Annotated in this window: 13 protein-coding genes; 9 read left to right on the top strand and 4 right to left on the bottom strand. The window is 73.6% G+C overall.

Annotation, left to right across the window (positions count from 1 at the left end):
• Positions 1–37 precede the first annotated feature (37 nt).
• Positions 38–811: an amino acid ABC transporter ATP-binding protein gene (locus AB0M03_RS11430; protein ID WP_363490959.1), complete on the bottom strand. Its 774-nt coding sequence runs from the start codon at positions 809–811 to the stop codon at positions 38–40.
• A gap of 564 nt (positions 812–1,375) precedes the next feature.
• On the opposite strand from AB0M03_RS11430, the gene AB0M03_RS11425 reads away from it, so the two are divergent.
• The gene (locus tag AB0M03_RS11425) at positions 1,376–2,131 is read left to right on the top strand and encodes a response regulator transcription factor (protein ID WP_363490957.1); all 756 of its coding nucleotides are present in this window, start codon (positions 1,376–1,378) and stop codon (positions 2,129–2,131) included.
• 6 nt (positions 2,132–2,137) lie between these two features.
• On the top strand, positions 2,138–3,568 hold the full coding sequence (locus AB0M03_RS11420; RefSeq protein WP_363490955.1) for a HAMP domain-containing sensor histidine kinase: 1,431 nt from the start codon (positions 2,138–2,140) through the stop codon (positions 3,566–3,568).
• 84 nt (positions 3,569–3,652) lie between these two features.
• On the opposite strand, the gene AB0M03_RS11415 is transcribed toward AB0M03_RS11420, so the two are convergent.
• Complete coding sequence (locus AB0M03_RS11415; RefSeq protein ID WP_363490953.1) at positions 3,653–4,678, bottom strand: TAXI family TRAP transporter solute-binding subunit; 1,026 nt, start codon at positions 4,676–4,678, stop codon at positions 3,653–3,655.
• A gap of 73 nt (positions 4,679–4,751) precedes the next feature.
• Between AB0M03_RS11415 and miaB the strand changes: the two genes are divergently transcribed.
• A complete protein-coding gene (miaB, locus tag AB0M03_RS11410) occupies positions 4,752–6,230 on the top strand; it encodes a tRNA (N6-isopentenyl adenosine(37)-C2)-methylthiotransferase MiaB (protein WP_363491015.1) in 1,479 nt (492 codons plus the stop codon).
• Between the two features lie 260 nt (positions 6,231–6,490).
• Positions 6,491–7,189: a hypothetical protein gene (locus AB0M03_RS11405; RefSeq protein ID WP_363490951.1), complete on the top strand. Its 699-nt coding sequence runs from the start codon at positions 6,491–6,493 to the stop codon at positions 7,187–7,189.
• A 28-nt stretch (positions 7,190–7,217) separates the two neighbouring features.
• Here the strand turns inward: AB0M03_RS11405 and AB0M03_RS11400 are convergent, their stop codons facing one another.
• Positions 7,218–7,448 (bottom strand): antitoxin, encoded by a 231-nt coding sequence (locus AB0M03_RS11400; RefSeq protein ID WP_363490949.1) that lies wholly within the window; start codon positions 7,446–7,448, stop codon positions 7,218–7,220.
• Between the two features lie 165 nt (positions 7,449–7,613).
• Between AB0M03_RS11400 and miaA the strand changes: the two genes are divergently transcribed.
• The 5 genes from miaA to hflX all read left to right on the top strand — a co-directional run bounded on the left by miaA (position 7,614) and on the right by hflX (position 14,377).
• A complete protein-coding gene (gene miaA, locus AB0M03_RS11395; RefSeq protein ID WP_363490947.1) occupies positions 7,614–8,546 on the top strand; it encodes a tRNA (adenosine(37)-N6)-dimethylallyltransferase MiaA in 933 nt (310 codons plus the stop codon).
• A 254-nt stretch (positions 8,547–8,800) separates the two neighbouring features.
• On the top strand, positions 8,801–9,271 hold the full coding sequence (locus AB0M03_RS11390) for a hypothetical protein (protein ID WP_363490945.1): 471 nt from the start codon (positions 8,801–8,803) through the stop codon (positions 9,269–9,271).
• A gap of 17 nt (positions 9,272–9,288) precedes the next feature.
• Positions 9,289–10,191 (top strand): diaminopimelate epimerase, encoded by a 903-nt coding sequence (dapF, locus tag AB0M03_RS11385; RefSeq protein WP_363490943.1) that lies wholly within the window; start codon positions 9,289–9,291, stop codon positions 10,189–10,191.
• Positions 10,192–10,404: 213 nt separating this feature from the next.
• Positions 10,405–12,783, top strand: coding sequence for an HD domain-containing protein (locus tag AB0M03_RS11380; protein ID WP_363490941.1), 2,379 nt, complete (start codon positions 10,405–10,407; stop codon positions 12,781–12,783).
• A 91-nt stretch (positions 12,784–12,874) separates the two neighbouring features.
• Complete coding sequence (gene hflX, locus AB0M03_RS11375; RefSeq protein WP_363490939.1) at positions 12,875–14,377, top strand: GTPase HflX; 1,503 nt, start codon at positions 12,875–12,877, stop codon at positions 14,375–14,377.
• Between the two features lie 62 nt (positions 14,378–14,439).
• Here the strand turns inward: hflX and AB0M03_RS11370 are convergent, their stop codons facing one another.
• Positions 14,440–15,579, bottom strand: coding sequence for a hypothetical protein (locus AB0M03_RS11370; protein ID WP_363490937.1), 1,140 nt, complete (start codon positions 15,577–15,579; stop codon positions 14,440–14,442).
• Positions 15,580–15,586: the final 7 nt, after the last annotated feature.

Below are 15,586 nucleotides of genomic sequence, written 5' to 3'. Positions count from 1 at the left end.
GGCCGTTACTGATCGGCGCGCTGGGGCGCCGGTCTGCTCAGTGGCTGAGGATTTTGGACAGGAAGTCCTTGGCTCGGTCCGTCCGCGGGGCGGTGAAGAACGCGTCGGGGTTGTTCTCCTCGACGATCCGGCCGTCCGCCATGAACAGCACCCGGTTGGCCGCGGAGCGGGCGAAGCCCATCTCGTGCGTGACCACGACCATCGTCATGCCGTCGGCGGCCAGTTGGCGCATGACCTCCAGCACCTCGGTGACCATCTCCGGGTCGAGCGCGGAGGTGGGCTCGTCGAAGAGCATCACCTTCGGCTTCATCGCCAGCGCGCGGGCGATCGCCACGCGCTGCTGCTGGCCGCCGGAGAGCTGCGCCGGGTACTTGTCGGCCTGCGCGCCGACACCGACCCGCTCCAGCAGGGTGCGGGCGGTGGCCTCGGCCTCCGCACGCGGCACCTTGCGCACCTTCACCTGGGCGAGGACGACGTTCTCCAGCACCGTCTTGTGCGCGAACAGGTTGAAGCTCTGGAACACCATGCCCACCTCGGCGCGCAGCCGGGCCAGCTCCTTGCCCTCGGCGGGCAGCGGCTGGCCGTCGAGGGTGATGGTGCCCGAGTCGATCGTCTCCAGTCGGTTGATCGTCCGGCAGAGCGTCGACTTGCCCGAGCCGGACGGGCCGATCAGCACCACGACCTCGCCCTGGCGGATGCTCAGATCGATGTCCTGGAGCACGTGGAGCGCGCCGTAGTGCTTGTTGACCTTGTCCAGCACCACCAGCGGAGCCTGGCCGGCCACGGCATCGGTGACGGCTTTCTCGGTCATCGCGCGCGCTCCTCGTCTCTGACCCAGGGCGAACTCCCTTGGGACGCAGTGCTGGTGATGCAAGTTGGTGCCGGGGGCCGGAGCCGGCGGAGCCCGCAGCCCCCGGTGGGCAGACCATAGGAGCCCCGACGATGCCATGTCAGTCGATCTGAGCGGAACTTGAGGATCACGATCCGGCCACGCATTCCGCCGGTGCCCTGCTCGGAGCCGTGCCGGGGCCCTGTTCCCCGTGCCGCTGCCGGTCCGGCGGCCCCTCCCGCCACCGGCCGGGGCCGGCGGCCCGCGTGCCGTGCACCCGGGATCGCGGCAGCTCCGGGACGGTTCCGCGGGAGCCCCCGGCAGCTCGGGCACTGCCCCCCGGAAGGGGGTGCGGAGGTCCTGCCGCGAGCTCGCGGCGCGTCCGCGGCGGACGGCCGTCCGGGCCCGTTTGGGCCGGTGGTACCGCGGCCCCTGCGGCGAACGGCACAATACTCCGAACCGCGCGGCCGTACCGGTGCGGCCGGGAGCCCGGCACACTGGCCGGACAGGCCCGTGCGGCAACGGGAGAAAAAAAGGAGGTACCGGATGCGACTGCTGCTCGTCGAGGACGACGACCGCGTCGCCGCCGCGCTCACCGCTGTCCTGGGCCGGCACGGCTTCCAGGTCAAGCACGCGCGCAGCGGGCACGAGGCGCTGGACGCCCTCGTTCCCGACGGCAACGATCCGTTCCGGGTGGTGCTGCTCGACCTCGGGCTGCCCGACCGGGACGGCTTCGAGGTGTGCAGCCGGATCAGGGCGGGCAGCGGCGTACCGGTGATCATGGTCACCGCCCGCGCCGACATCCGCTCCCGCATCCACGGCCTCAACCTCGGCGCGGACGACTACATCACCAAGCCGTACGACATGGGCGAACTGCTCGCCCGCATCCACGCCGTCGCCCGCCGCGGCCTGCCCGCGACCCCCGCCGGCACGGCCGAGCCGGCCGGCGGCCCGCTGGAGTCCCGCGGGATCGTCATCGACCGCGAACGCCGCCGGGTCAGCGTGCACGGCCGCGACGTCCCGCTCACCCGCAAGGAGTTCGACCTGCTCGCCCTCCTCGCGCAGAGCCCCGGCGTCGTCTACCGCCGCGAGCAGATCTTCAGCGAGGTCTGGCGCAGCGGCTGGGAGGGCAACGGCCGCACCCTGGAGGTGCACATCGGCTCGCTGCGCACCAAGCTCGGCCTGCCCGGCCTGGTCGAGGCCGTCCGCGGCGTCGGCTACCGGCTCATCCCGGAACAGCCCGCCGACGCCCCCGACACCGCCCCGCAGCCCGGTGCCGCGGACGGCACCGCGGAGCGCTGACCCTCCGTGCGCAACCGCCTGCTCGGCATCCTGCTCTCCCTGATGGCCTGCGTCCTCGCCGCCCTCGGGCTGCCGCTGGCCGCCGCCGTCGCCGCGGCCGAGCAGAGCCGGGTGGTGGTCGACCGGATCGACGACGCCGCACGCTTCGCCCAGGACCTGCCCACCCAGGGCAGGGCCGGGTCCGACACCGCCGTCAAGGGCGGCACCGTGCCCGCCGCCGGCGACACCACCCGGCTGCACATGCTGGCCCTGGAGGCCGCCCGCTACCACGGCCTGTACGGCGTGCGGATCGGCATCTTCCAGCGGGACGGCAGCGCGATCGCGGTCGCCCCCGACAGCTGGACCGCACCCGGCGGCGGGCCCGGCGGGCAGGCCTTCCAGGAGGCCCTGGACGGGCGCCGCAGCCACAACCCGCCGCAGGTCTGGCCGTGGACCCCGGACCGCACCGTCACCGTCGCGCTGCCCGTGGTCCGCGACGGCGACGTCGTCGCCGTGGTGATCACCGAGTCGCCCACCGGGCCGATGCGCGCCCGGGTGCTGCACCGCTGGCTGTGGATCGGCGCCGGCGAGGCACTCGCCATGATCATCGCCGTGCTGCTGGCCTTCCGGCTGACCGGCTGGGTGCTCCGCCCCGTCCGCACCCTGGACCGGGCCACCCACGACATCGCCACCGGCCGCCTCAACGCCCGGGTCGCCGCCAGCGGAGGCCCGCCCGAGCTGCGCCGTCTCGCCCGCTCCTTCAACGACATGGCCGACCACGTGGTGCTCGCCATCGACCAGCAGCGGGCCTTCGTCGCGGACGCCTCGCACCAGCTCCGCAACCCGCTGGCGGCACTGCTGCTGCGGGTCGAGCTGCTCGGCCTGGAGCTGCCCGAGCGGCACCAGGAGGAGGTCGGCGCCGTCCGCGAGGAGGGCACCCGGCTGGCCCGCGTCCTGGACGACCTGCTGGGCCTGGCCACCGCCGAGCACGCCCGCCCGGAACCCGAACCGGTGGACCTCACCGCCCTGGTGCTCGCCCGGGTCGACGCCTGGCGGCCGGTCGCCGACCAGCGCGGCGTCGACCTGGTCTGGGACGGGCCCCCGATCGCCTACGGCATGGCCGACCCGATCGGCTTCGGCAGCGCCCTGGACGCGGTGCTCGACAACGCGCTGAAGTTCACGCCCGCGGGCCGCCGCGTCGCGGTCGACACGGTGCTGCGCAAGCGCGAGGTCAGCGTCGCGGTGACCGACTCCGGGCCGGGCCTCACCGAGGAGGAGCTGGGCCGGATCGGCGACCGCTTCTGGCGCAGCCCCCGCCACCAGAACGTGGACGGCTCCGGCCTCGGCCTCTCCATCGCCCGCACCCTGCTGCTCGCCGGCGGCGGCTCGCTGGACTTCGCGCAGGCCGACCCGAGCGGCCTCACCGTCGTCCTCACCGTCCCCCGCCAGCGGAACTGAGTCACGGCCGGCGCCAGGGGCACCGGGGCAGCCACTCGGGCGCCCCCACGCGCCCCTCGGCGGCTGCCCCGGTGCGGACGGCCGTCAGGGCTTGATCGAGGTGTAGTACCGGCGGGCGCCCTCGTGGAGGGGCAGGGGGTCGGTGTAGACGGCGGTGCGGAGGTCCACCAGCTGGGCCGCGTGCACCACGGAGCCGATGGTGTCGCGGCTGTCGATCACCGCGGCGGTCACGCCCTGCACCAGTCCGGGATCGACGTCGTCCCGGGTGATCAGCAGGTTCGGCACGGCCACCGTCGGCACGGCGGTGCCGGCCGGCTCGGCCTTGGGGTAGGCCTCCTTGGGGATGGTCGCGACCCGGTAGGCGTCCGTGCCGCCGCCCTCCTGCTGGTGCAGCCCCTCGGCGAGGTCGGCCAACGGCACGATGCGGATGCGGAACCGCTCCGACAGGTCGGTCAGTGCGTTGGTCGGCAGGCCGCCGGACCAGAAGAACGCGTCGATCCGCCCGTCCCGCAGCTGGTCGGCCGCGTCGCCGACGCCCAGCAGCGCCGGCCGGACGTCCTTGTCGATGTCCAGGCCGGACGCGGCCAGCAACTTGCGGGTGACCAGGTTGACGCCGGACTTCTCCTGGCCCACCCCGACCCGCAGGCCCTTCAGGTCGGCCGTCCGCCGCACCGGCGAGTCGGCCGGCACCACCAGCTGCAGGTAGTCGTCGTAGAGCCGGGCGATCGCCCGCAGCCGCCACTTGGACGGGCTGTTGAAGCCCGCCACCGCGTCGGCGGTCGCGATCGCGAAGTCGTCCTGCCCGGCGGCCACCCGTTCGAGGTTGTCCACCGAGCCCTGCGAGTTGTCCAGGCGCATCTGCACCCCGGGCATCGCCGTGGACACGTAGCCGCGCAGCAGCTGCCCGTAACGGTCGTAGACGCCGCGCTGGACGCCGGTCGAGAAGCCGATCTCGCCCTTCGGGTAGGCGGGCGCGGCGGACGAGGACAGCCACCAGCCGGTCAGGCCGCCCGCCAGGAGCAGCAGCACGAGGCCGAGCGGAACCGGCCGCCGGCGGGCTGCCCGGCGCACGGCGGCGCCGAAGCGGGCGGGTATCGAGGACTGGGCCATGCAAGGGATAGTGCCAGGCCCGGCGGCCCGGCGGGAGGCCCGTCCCACTGCCCGTACCCTTGCTGTCGTGGGTATGGAGGAGAGCTTGCGAACTTACAAGGTCGTCACGTACGGCTGCCAGATGAACGTCCACGACTCCGAGCGGCTGTCCGGCCTGCTGGAGGACGCCGGCTACACCAAGGCCGCCCAGGACGGCGACCCCGACCTGGTGGTCTTCAACACCTGCGCCGTGCGCGAGAACGCCGACAACAAGCTGTACGGCAACCTGGGCCGCCTGGCGCCCGTGAAGCAGCAGCACAAGGGCATGCAGATCGCCGTCGGCGGCTGCCTCGCCCAGAAGGACCGCGACACCATCGTCCGCAAGGCGCCCTGGGTCGACGTCGTCTTCGGCACCCACAACATCGGCCACCTGCCCGCCCTGCTGGAGCGCGCCCGGGTCGAGCAGCAGGCCCAGGTCGAGATCCTCGAGTCGCTGGAGACCTTCCCCTCCACCCTGCCCACCCGCCGCGAGTCCGCGTACGCCGCCTGGGTCGCCATCTCGGTGGGCTGCAACAACACCTGCACCTTCTGCATCGTCCCCGCGCTGCGCGGCAAGGAGGAGGACCGCCGGCCCGGCGACATCCTCGCCGAGGTCGAGGCGCTGGTCGCCGAGGGCGTCGTCGAGGTCACCCTGCTCGGCCAGAACGTCAACTCCTACGGCTCCGACCTGGGCGACCGCGAGGCCTTCTCCAAGCTGCTGCGCGCCTGCGGCGAGATCGAGGGCCTGGAGCGGGTCCGCTTCACCTCGCCGCACCCGCGGGACTTCACCGACGACGTCATCGCCGCCATGGCCGGGACGCCGAACGTGATGCACCAGCTTCACATGCCGCTGCAGTCCGGTTCCGACCCGGTGCTCAAGGCGATGCGGCGCTCGTACCGGCAGGAGCGCTACCTCGACATCATCCGCAAGGTCCGCGCGGCCATGCCGGACGCGGCGATCTCCACCGACATCATCGTCGGCTTCCCCGGCGAGACCGAGGAGGACTTCGAGCAGACCCTGCACGTCGTCCGCGAGGCCCGCTTCACCAACGCCTTCACCTTCCAGTACTCCAAGCGGCCCGGCACCCCCGCCGCCGAGATGGAGGACCAGGTGCCGAAGGCCGTCGTCCAGGCCCGCTACGACCGGCTGATCGCCCTCCAGGAGGAGATCTCCTGGGAGGAGAACAAGAAGCAGGTCGGCCGGAAGCTGGAGATCCTCGTCGCCGAGGGCGAGGGCAAGAAGGACGACCGGACGGACCGGCTCTCCGGCCGCGCCCCCGACAACCGGCTGGTGCACTTCACCCGGCCGTCCGAGCCCGTGCGGCCCGGCGACATGGTCACCGTGGAGATCACCTACGCGGCCCCGCACCACCTCCTCGCGGAGGGCACCCCGATCGCCGTCCGGCGCACCCGGGCCGGCGACGCCTGGGAGAAGCGGCAGGCCGCCCCGGCCAAGCCCGCAGGCGTGATGCTCGGCATCCCCACCGTCGGCGCCCCGGCGCCGGCGGCCGCACCGGGCTGCGGCTGCGACTGAGCACCCGCGGAGAAGGACCACTGGGGCGCGGGGCACTGCGCGGACGGAAGGCTGCGGCCTGCACCTTCCGCTCTCGCGCAGTGCCCCGCGCCCTGCCTCTTGTGAGGGGCGCCCGCCTTCCGGGCTGCGCGGTTCCCCACGCCCCTGATCCGGCCGCCCCCGACTTGTGAGGGCTGCCCACCCCTGGGCTGCGCAGTTCCCAACGCCCCGGTGGTTCACCGCGGGCGTTCGGCGGAGCCGGTGCGATTAGAGTGATCGCCATGCTGGTTGCCGCCGCCGTGTGCCCTTGTCCGCCGTTGATCGTTCCGGAGGTGGCGGCGGGTGCCGCGCCCGAGCTGGACGGGCTGCGTGCGGCCTGTGCGGAGGCGGTGGGCGGGCTGCTGGAGTCCGGGGCGGAGCTGATCGTCGCGGTCGGGACGGGCCCGAAGGCGGAGGTCTGGACGGAGGGCGGGGCCGGGTCCTTCCGCCGGTACGGGGTGGATCTTGCGGTGAAGCTGCCTGCGGCCGGTGTGTCCGGCCCGGAGCTCGCCCCGTCGCTGACCGTCGGCGCCTGGCTGCTGGCCGAGGCGGGGGCGGCCCTGCCGACCCATGCCTGTGCCGTGCGTGCGGACACCGCCCCGGAGCGGCTGGCCGGTCTGGGCCGGGGCCTGGCCGACCTCGCCGACCGGGTCGGCCTGCTGGTGCTGGGCGGTGGCAGTGCGTGCCGCTCGGTCAAGGCGCCGGGCTACTGGGACGAGCGTTCCGAGGCGTACGACGCGGCGGCGGCCGCCGCCCTGGGGACAGCCGACACCGCGGCACTGGCCGCCCTCGACCCGCAGCTCTCGGCGGAGCTGCAGGCCGACGGCCGGGCGCCCTGGCAGGTGCTGGCGGGTGCCGCGGAGGGGGCCGGCCTGGGCGGGCGGCTGCTGTTCGACGAGGCGCCGTACGGGGTGGGCTACCTGGTCGCGTCCTGGCGCTGAGCCGGGGAACGCCCCGCCGGCGGGGGTGTCACGAGGTCTTGCCGGGGCCCGGCTTGGTGGCGAAGTCGTTGATCATGTGCTTGGCCTTGGCCGTGCCGTGCTCGATCTTGGCGTGGTACTTGTGCTTGGTCGCCTTGTCGACGGCCTCGCCGGTCTTGTCGACGGCGTTGTCGATCGTGTCCTCGTGCCGGCCGGTGAGTTCGCTCGCCTTGACCTTGAGCTCGCCGGCCTTCTCCTTGAGGCTGTCCTTCAGTCCCATGGCTGGTCTCCTCGTCCGGTGGGGAGGGCCGGACCCGGCAGGCCGGCGTCCCCCTTTGGTCCAACGCTCGGATGTGCCCGGTTGTCCTCCTCGACAAACCAGGTGTAATCGGACAAAACGATACGGCGGGCCGACTCCCGCCGCAGGGTTTGCGAGACTGGGCGGGTGAGCAGCTCCAGCCCCACCCCGTCCCGCGTCGTCTCCGTGGTCGGCGCGACCGCCGCCGGCAAGTCGGACCTCGCCGTCGCCCTGGCCCGGGCCCTCGGCGGCGAGGTGATCAACACCGACTCGATGCAGCTCTACCGGGGCATGGACATCGGCACCGCCAAGCTGACGACGGAGGAGCGCGGCGGCATCCCGCACCACCTGCTGGACGTCTGGGACGTCACCGAGGCGGCCAGCGTCGCCGAGTACCAGCGGCTGGCCCGGGCGGAGATCGACCGGCTGCTCGCGGCGGGCCGCACCCCCGTCCTGGTCGGCGGTTCGGGCCTGTACGTCCGGGCGGCCGTGGACGAGATGGAGTTCCCCGGCACCGATCCGTCGGTACGCGCCCGACTCGAGGCCGAGTTGGCCGAAATCGGCTCCGGCGGGCTGCACCGGAGGCTGGCCGGGCTGGACCCGGCGGCGGCCGCGGCGATCCTGCCGAGCAACGGCCGGCGGATCGTGCGCGCCCTGGAGGTCATCGAGATCACCGGGCAGCCGTTCACCGCGAACCTGCCCGGTCACACCGCGGTGTACGACACCGTGCAGATCGGCGTCCGGGTGCCGCGCCCCGAGCTGGACGAGCGGATCGAGCTGCGGGTGGACCGCATGTGGGATGCCGGACTCCTGGACGAGGTACGGGAATTGGAGAAGGTCGGGCTGCGCGACGGGAAGACCGCCTCGCGCGCGCTCGGCTACCAGCAGGTGCTCGCGCACTTCTCCGGCGAGTGCACCGAGGCCGAGGCCCGGGAGGAGACCGTCCGTGCCACCCGGCGGTTCGCCCGCCGCCAGGAGTCCTGGTTCCGCCGGGACGACCGCATCCACTGGCTGGACCGGCCGGCCGGCGCCGACCCGGTGGAGCTGCTCGCCCGCTCGCTCGAACTGATCGCCCCCTGACAACCCGGCCGGAGCCCGCAGGGGCGTGATCCGGCCATGTCGTTCGTGCAGCTGCCCACGCAGCGGAAGGTGCAGGACGAACCGGCGGTTACAGGGGGATCACGTCATGGCCACGGATCACCCGAGGACCCTCGGGACGCCCTGTCGGCGACCTTGGACATGCCATCATCGTCAGTACCAGGGGTCGGTCCGCGCGGACCGGCCCGACCGTTCACGAGTCCGTGAACTCGTGTCGATCCGTCAGGGGAGGCCGCGTGTCGACGGGTACCGGCCCCGAAACCGAGGAGCTGTCGCACAGCACCGATCGTGTGCTGCCCGAGCTCGTCGTCCCCACCTCGTACGCGATCGCCCTGCCCGCCATCGAGGACCTCGCCGCCCCCGGCGTGGTGCACGAGCGGGAGATCCGCCCGCGCCGCAGGCTGCGCTGGTGGCAGCTGCTGCCGATCGTCCTGATGGCCACGGTCGGCTCCCTGATGTTCGCCTTCCCGCTGGCCTTCTCCGGCGACGCGGCCTCCTCGATGATCGGCATGCTCGGCCTGCTGCTGACCGCCGCCTCCGGCGGCTGGGGCGCGATGGCCGCCCGGCGCGCCGGGTACAAGTGGCCGGGTCTGCCGCGGCGCGGCAGCGGCCGGCGGGCGAGCCGGCGGGCGATCGCGATGTACACGCTGATGGCGGGCGCGGCGATGGCGCTGGCCCTCTGGCGGGTCGTCCACCTGCGCGGCTGATCAGTACCATCGGCTGTGTGAGCGCACCCACCACTCCCGGCCTCGCCTTCCTCAAGGGCCACGGCACCCAGAACGACTTCGTGATCGTCCCCGACCCGGACGGTCTGCTCGACATCGGCCCGGCCGCGGTCGCGAGGATCTGCGACCGGCGCGCGGGCGTCGGCGGGGACGGGCTGCTGCGGGTGGTGCGCTCCGCCGCCGACCCGGCCGCCGCGCACCTGGCCGACGAGGCCGAATGGTTCATGGACTACCGCAACTCCGACGGTTCGATCGCCGAGATGTGCGGCAACGGCGTCCGGGTGTTCGCCCGCTACCTGGTGCGGGCCGGCCTCGCGAAGCCCGGCCCGATCGCCGTCGCCACCCGGGCCGGCGTCCGCCGGGTGCGGGTGGCCGAGGACGCACCGGACGGCACCCCCGGCGACGTCACCGTGGACATGGGCCGCGCCCTGCTGCCCGGCCCGGACGGCATCGAGGTCACGGTGGGGGAGCGCACCTGGCCCGCCCTCAACGTCAACATGGGCAACCCGCACGCCGTTGCCTTCGTCGCGGACCTGGACGAGGCCGGCGACCTGTTCACCGCCCCGGGCACCAGCCCGGAGGGCGCGTACCCCGAGGGCGTCAACGTCGAGTTCGTCGTCGACCGCGGCCCCCGGCACGTGGCGATGCGGGTGTACGAGCGCGGCTCCGGCGAGACCCGCTCCTGCGGCACCGGCGCCTGCGCGGTGGCCGTCGCCGCCGCCCGCCGCGACGGGCTGGACCCGGCCGCCACCGGCGAGGCCGTCCGCTACACCGTGGACGTGCCCGGCGGCCGGCTGGTGATCGAGGAGTTCCCGGACGGCCGGGTGGAGAAGACCGGCCCCGCCGAGATCGTCGCCACCGGGACCCTCGACCCCGCCTGGCTGGCCGCCCTCCCGGCCTGATCCGACGGTCCGTCGGGCGCCGGCCGGCCGTACCCGTCGGTCCGTCATGTCCCGGGCGTACCGCCCGCTTTCCCGTTTCCGTGACCGGTGAATCCGCCCGTTCGGGTGATCCTGGTCACGGACCGGCAGCAATGCGTCGCGGATCGTGCTGAGCTCGGTAGCATGGACCACCGGGTCGGAAGCCCGCTCCGGTGATCACTGCCGGAGGTGCGGATGGCCATCGAAGCAGGACCGATCGAGACCGCTCAGCCCGGCGCCGCCCCGCGGCGTCCGCTCGGCAGGCTGAGCCGCAACGCCCTCACCAGGGCGGGCCGCGCCGCGGTGCTGGCCGCCGGCCGCGCCCCCGTGCCCGATGCCATCGAGCCGATCGTCCAGGCGCACCGCCGCCACCATCCGCAAGCCGATCTGCCCCTCCTCGCGCGCGCCTACCGGCTCGCCGAGGAGGGCCATCGCGGCCAGACCCGCAAGAGCGGCGAGCCGTACATCACGCACCCGCTGGCCGTCACCATGATCCTCGCCCAACTCGGTGCCGGCACGACCACGTTGGTGGCCTCGCTGCTCCACGACACGGTCGAGGACACCGATGTGACGCTCGATCAGGTCGCCGCCGACTTCGGGCCCGAGGTGGCGTACCTCGTCGACGGCGTCACCAAGTTGGAGAAGGTCGACTTCGGCGCGGCCGCCGAGGCCGAGACCTTCCGCAAGATGCTGGTCGCCACCGGCGACGACGTCCGGGTGATGGTCATCAAGCTCGCCGACCGGCTGCACAACATGCGCACCATCCGGCACATGAAGCCCGCCAGCCGCATCCGCATCGCCAAGGTCACCCGGGACGTCCTCATCCCGCTCGCCGAGCGCCTCGGCATCCAGGTGCTCAAGGCCGAGCTGGAGGACATCGTCTTCGCCACCCTCCACCCGGAGGAGTACGCCCGGACCCGTGCCGTGGTGGCCGCCCACGAGGCCCGGCCGGAGGAGCTGCTGCAGCCCTTCGCCGAGAAACTCGCCCGCCAGCTCGCCGAGACCGGGGTGGCCGCCGAGGTCACCGTCCGGCCGCGGCACTGCGTCTCCGTCCACCGGGTGCTGCTCAAGCGGGCGGCCGCGGCCGGCGCCGACGGGCGCCCGCAGGCGCTCCAGCCCGCCGACTTCGGGCGGCTGCTCGTCGTGGTGGAGGACAACGCCGACTGCTACGCCGTCCTCGGCGAGCTGCACACCTGCTGGACACCGCTGCCCGGCGAGTTCAAGGACTTCGTGGCCGCCCCCAAGTTCAACCTCTACCAGTCGCTGCACACCGCGGTGCAGCTGCCCGGCGGCGAGGTCGCCGAGGTCCTCGTCCGCACCCGGCAGATGCACGCGGTCGCCGAGTTCGGCGTGGTCGCGCTCGGCGACCCGCACCAGCCGGCCGGCGGGCCGGGCGCATCCGGCACGTCCGGCACGTCCGGCACGTCCGGCACGCCCGGCGCCTCCGGCGACGAGCTCGACCGCACCGACCCGGCCCGCCCGGGCTGGCTCAGCCGACTGCTCGCCTGGCAGCAGGAGACCCCGGACCCGGACGCCTTCTGGTCGACGCTGCGCGACACCCTCGCCGACGACGGCGAGATCACCGTGGTCACCGAGGCCGGTGACACCCTCCACCTGCCGTCCGGTGCGACCTGCGTGGACGCCGCCTACCTGCTCGGCGAGGAGACCGGACACCGCTGCGTCGGCGCCCGGGTGAACGGCCGCCTGGTCGCCCTGGCCACCGTGCTGCGCGACGGTGACATGGTGACCGTGCTGACCGATCCGACCGGCGAACCGCCCGGCCCCGCCGCCGGCTGGCTGGACCACGCCCGCACCCCCGCCGCCCGGCTGGCGATCGAGCGCTGGCTGGCCGACCGGCCGCCCGCCGCCCCCGTCGTCGACACCGGCCCCGCCGACGGCAGACCCGTCCCGCAGGCCCCCGACCGGACACCCGCCGGCGGGCGCGGGCGGCCCCCGGTGGCCGCCGTCCTCGGCCGCCCCGGCACCCCCGTCCGCCTCGCCCGCTGCTGTACCCCGGTGCCGCCCGACGCGGTGACGGGCTTCCCGATCCGCGGCGGCGCCGTCGCAATCCACCGCACCGGCTGTCCGGTCGGCGAGCAGATGCGCGAGGACGGCAGAGGCCCCCTCCAGCTGACCTGGATCCCCGGCGCCGCGCCGCCGAACGGCTACCGGGTCACCGTGCAGGCCGAGGCGCTGGACCGCCCCCGGCTGCTCGCCGACCTCACCGCGGCGATCTCCGGCGAGGGCGTCGGCATCTTCTCCGCCGAGGTCGAACCACCCCGCGACCTGCGAGTACGGCACAGCTACACGATCGAACTGCCCGCCGCCGAGACCCTGCCCGCGGTGCTCCGGGCGATGCTGCGAGTACCCGGTGTGTACGACGTCTTCCGTCCCGGCATCCCCCGCGACGACGCCGCCCCCGGCCCCGTCCGCACGGCGGCCGCGCAGGCCGGCGCGGTAAATGGGGGTGACCCGGCCGACGGGGGCGTGCGACCATCGTGGGGAATGCACGGCCGGTCCGCGGCGTTCACCGGAGGCAGTAGCGCCGGTGCCGCCGGCGGTCCGCAGGGGTAGCTCATCCCGCCCGCGTGAGAAGGGGCGGCAGCTGGGCAGACTCCTCGATGCAGCCCGTCTGCGCCGGCCTCCCAGACACGCAAAGGATGAGATGACCTCCACGTTCGACAGCCGCGCCCAGACGCGCGAGTCCGCCCGCCGGCTCGCCGACCTCAGGGCCGGGGCCCTGATGGACGAGGACCTCGCGGCGATCGACGAGGACCTCGACCACTTCGACGGGGAACAGTACGACCGCTCCGAGCGCGCCGCGCTGCGCCGCGTGGCCGGCCTTTCGACCGAGCTCCAGGACGTCACCGAAGTCGAGTACCGCCAGCTCCGCCTGGAGCGCGTGGTGCTCGTCGGCGTGTGGACGGACGGCACGATCGAGGAGGCGGAGAACTCGCTGGCCGAGCTCGCCGCCCTCGCCGAGACGGCCGGCTCCGAGGTGCTGGACGGTGTGATCCAGCGCCGCGACAAGCCCGACGCCGCCACCTACATCGGTTCCGGCAAGGCCCAGGAGCTGCGCGACATCGTCGCCTCCACCGGCGCCGACACCGTCGTCTGCGACGGTGAGCTCACCCCCGGCCAGCTGATCCACCTCGAGGACGTCGTCAAGGTCAAGGTCGTCGACCGGACGGCCCTGATCCTCGACATCTTCGCCCAGCACGCCAAGTCCCGCGAGGGCAAGGCCCAGGTCTCCCTGGCGCAGATGCAGTACATGCTGCCGCGCCTGCGGGGCTGGGGTCAGTCGCTCTCCCGGCAGATGGGTGGCGGTGGCTCCGGCTCCTCGGGCGGCGGCATGGCCACCCGCGGTCCCGGTGAGACGAAGATCGAGACCGACCGGCGCCGGATCCGCGAGAAGATGGCGAAGCTCCGCAAGGAGATCGCCGACATGAAGAAGGGCCGCGACACCAAGCGCCAGGAGCGCCGGCGCCACCAGGTGCCGTCGGTGGCCATCGCGGGCTACACCAACGCCGGCAAGTCCTCGCTGCTCAACCGGCTCACCGGAGCCGGCGTTCTGGTGGAGAACGCCCTGTTCGCCACCCTGGACCCGACCGTCCGGCGCGCCCAGACCCCGAGCGGCCGGGTGTACACCCTGGCCGACACCGTCGGATTCGTCCGGCACCTGCCGCACCACCTGGTCGAGGCGTTCCGCTCGACCATGGAGGAGGTCGCCGAGGCGGACCTCATCCTGCACGTGGTCGACGGCTCGCACCCCGAGCCGGAGACCCAGCTGGCCGCCGTCCGCGAGGTCATCGTCTCGGTCGAGGCACAGGACGTGCCGGAGATCGTGGTGATCAACAAGGCGGACGCCGCCGACCCGGCCGTCCTGCAGCGCCTGCTCCGCCGCGAGCCGCACGCCATCGTGGTGTCGGCCCGCAGCGGCATGGGCATCGAGGAGCTGCTGCAGCTCATCGACGACGAGCTGCCCCGCCCGGCCGTCGAGGTCCAGGCCCTGGTGCCCTACACCCGCGGCGACCTGGTCTCCCGGGTGCACAAGGAGGGCGAGCTGCTCTCCACCGAGCACACCGGCGACGGCACGCTGCTGCGGGCCAAGGTGCCCGCGGAGCTGGCCTCCGAACTGGAGCGCTTCGCCGTGGTCGCGCAGGCCTGACGGCACCGCACGAACGGCGCGGGCCCCGATCCCTCCCGGGATCGGGGCCCGCGCCGTTGCCGTCACTTCTTCAGCGTGCTCATGTAGTCGAACATCGCCTTCGCCTGTCCGCCGAGCGCCGGACCGGCCATCCAGGCCGCCGGGCGCGGACCGATCGAGTTGTTGCTGATCAGGGTCGGCTTGCCGTTCCGCAGCACGAACCAGCCGCCGCCGCTGGAGCCGCCGGTCATGGTGCAGCCGATCACGTACATGGTCGGCCGCTCGGCGTCGAAGGACAGCCGGGCCGGCTTCACCCGGGAGTCGCAGTACTCCAGCTCGCGGCCGTCGAACGGCGCGCCCTGCGGGTAGCCGTACGCGGAGGCCGAGGTGATCTGGGCGCGCGGCGCGTCGAACCACACCGGCACCGAGCTGCCGACGACCTCCTCCAGCGAGCGGCCGTCGGCGGAGTCCTCGTTGTGCACCCGGATGATCCCGAAGTCGTACTGGCTGGCCGGGCCGCCGCGCTCGCCGCCCTCCTCCGCCCACTGCGGGGAGACCACCGCGTAGTCGGCCGTCCAGGCGCCGTACGGCGCGAGCTGCTCGAAGCTCGCCTTCTTGCCGCCCGAGGCCGCGCCGGTGCGGTTGTACGAGGGCACGAACGCCATCTTCTTGAACCAGGTGCCGCCCTTGCCCTCGTGCAGGCAGTGCGCGGCCGTCCACACCAGGTTGGACTTGCCGGGGTGCGCCGGGTCGCTGATCACGGTGCCGGAGCAGACCGCGCTGCTCTCCGCGTCCACCTGCATGAAGATCTTGCCCAGGACGGCCGAGGCGGGGGAGTAGGGGTGCGGCTGCGGCTTGGCGGCGATCTTCGCCGGCGGCTGCGGGTCGTTCTCGGGCGCGGTCTTCTCCGACTGCAGGGTGGCGTCCTGCGCCTCCATGCCCTGCGCCTTCTCCATCCGGGCCTGGTCCCAGAAGCCCTTGAGCTTCTCGGCGGTGAAGCCGTGCGCCTTCGCCCAGTTCGCCCAGTCGTCCTTGGTCCAGTTCTTCAGGTTCTTCAGGGCCTCGCCGAGGTCGAGGCCGGGCTTCGCACCGGTCGGCGCCGCGGTGGCCGCCGGGGCGGCGTCCGCGCCGGAGCCGCCCTCCGGGTCGCAGGCGGTCGCGGTGAGGGTGAGCACGGCTGCGGCCGCGGCGGCCGCGGCGGTCCTGCGGATGGTCGATGGCATGTCTGTC

The organism is Kitasatospora sp. NPDC051914, from assembly GCF_040680995.1.
In the GTDB taxonomy this organism is placed as follows: Bacteria; Actinomycetota; Actinomycetes; order Streptomycetales; family Streptomycetaceae; genus Kitasatospora.
Note: the sequence above shows the minus strand (reverse complement) of the source record. Positions and strands in the feature narration are given on the sequence as shown.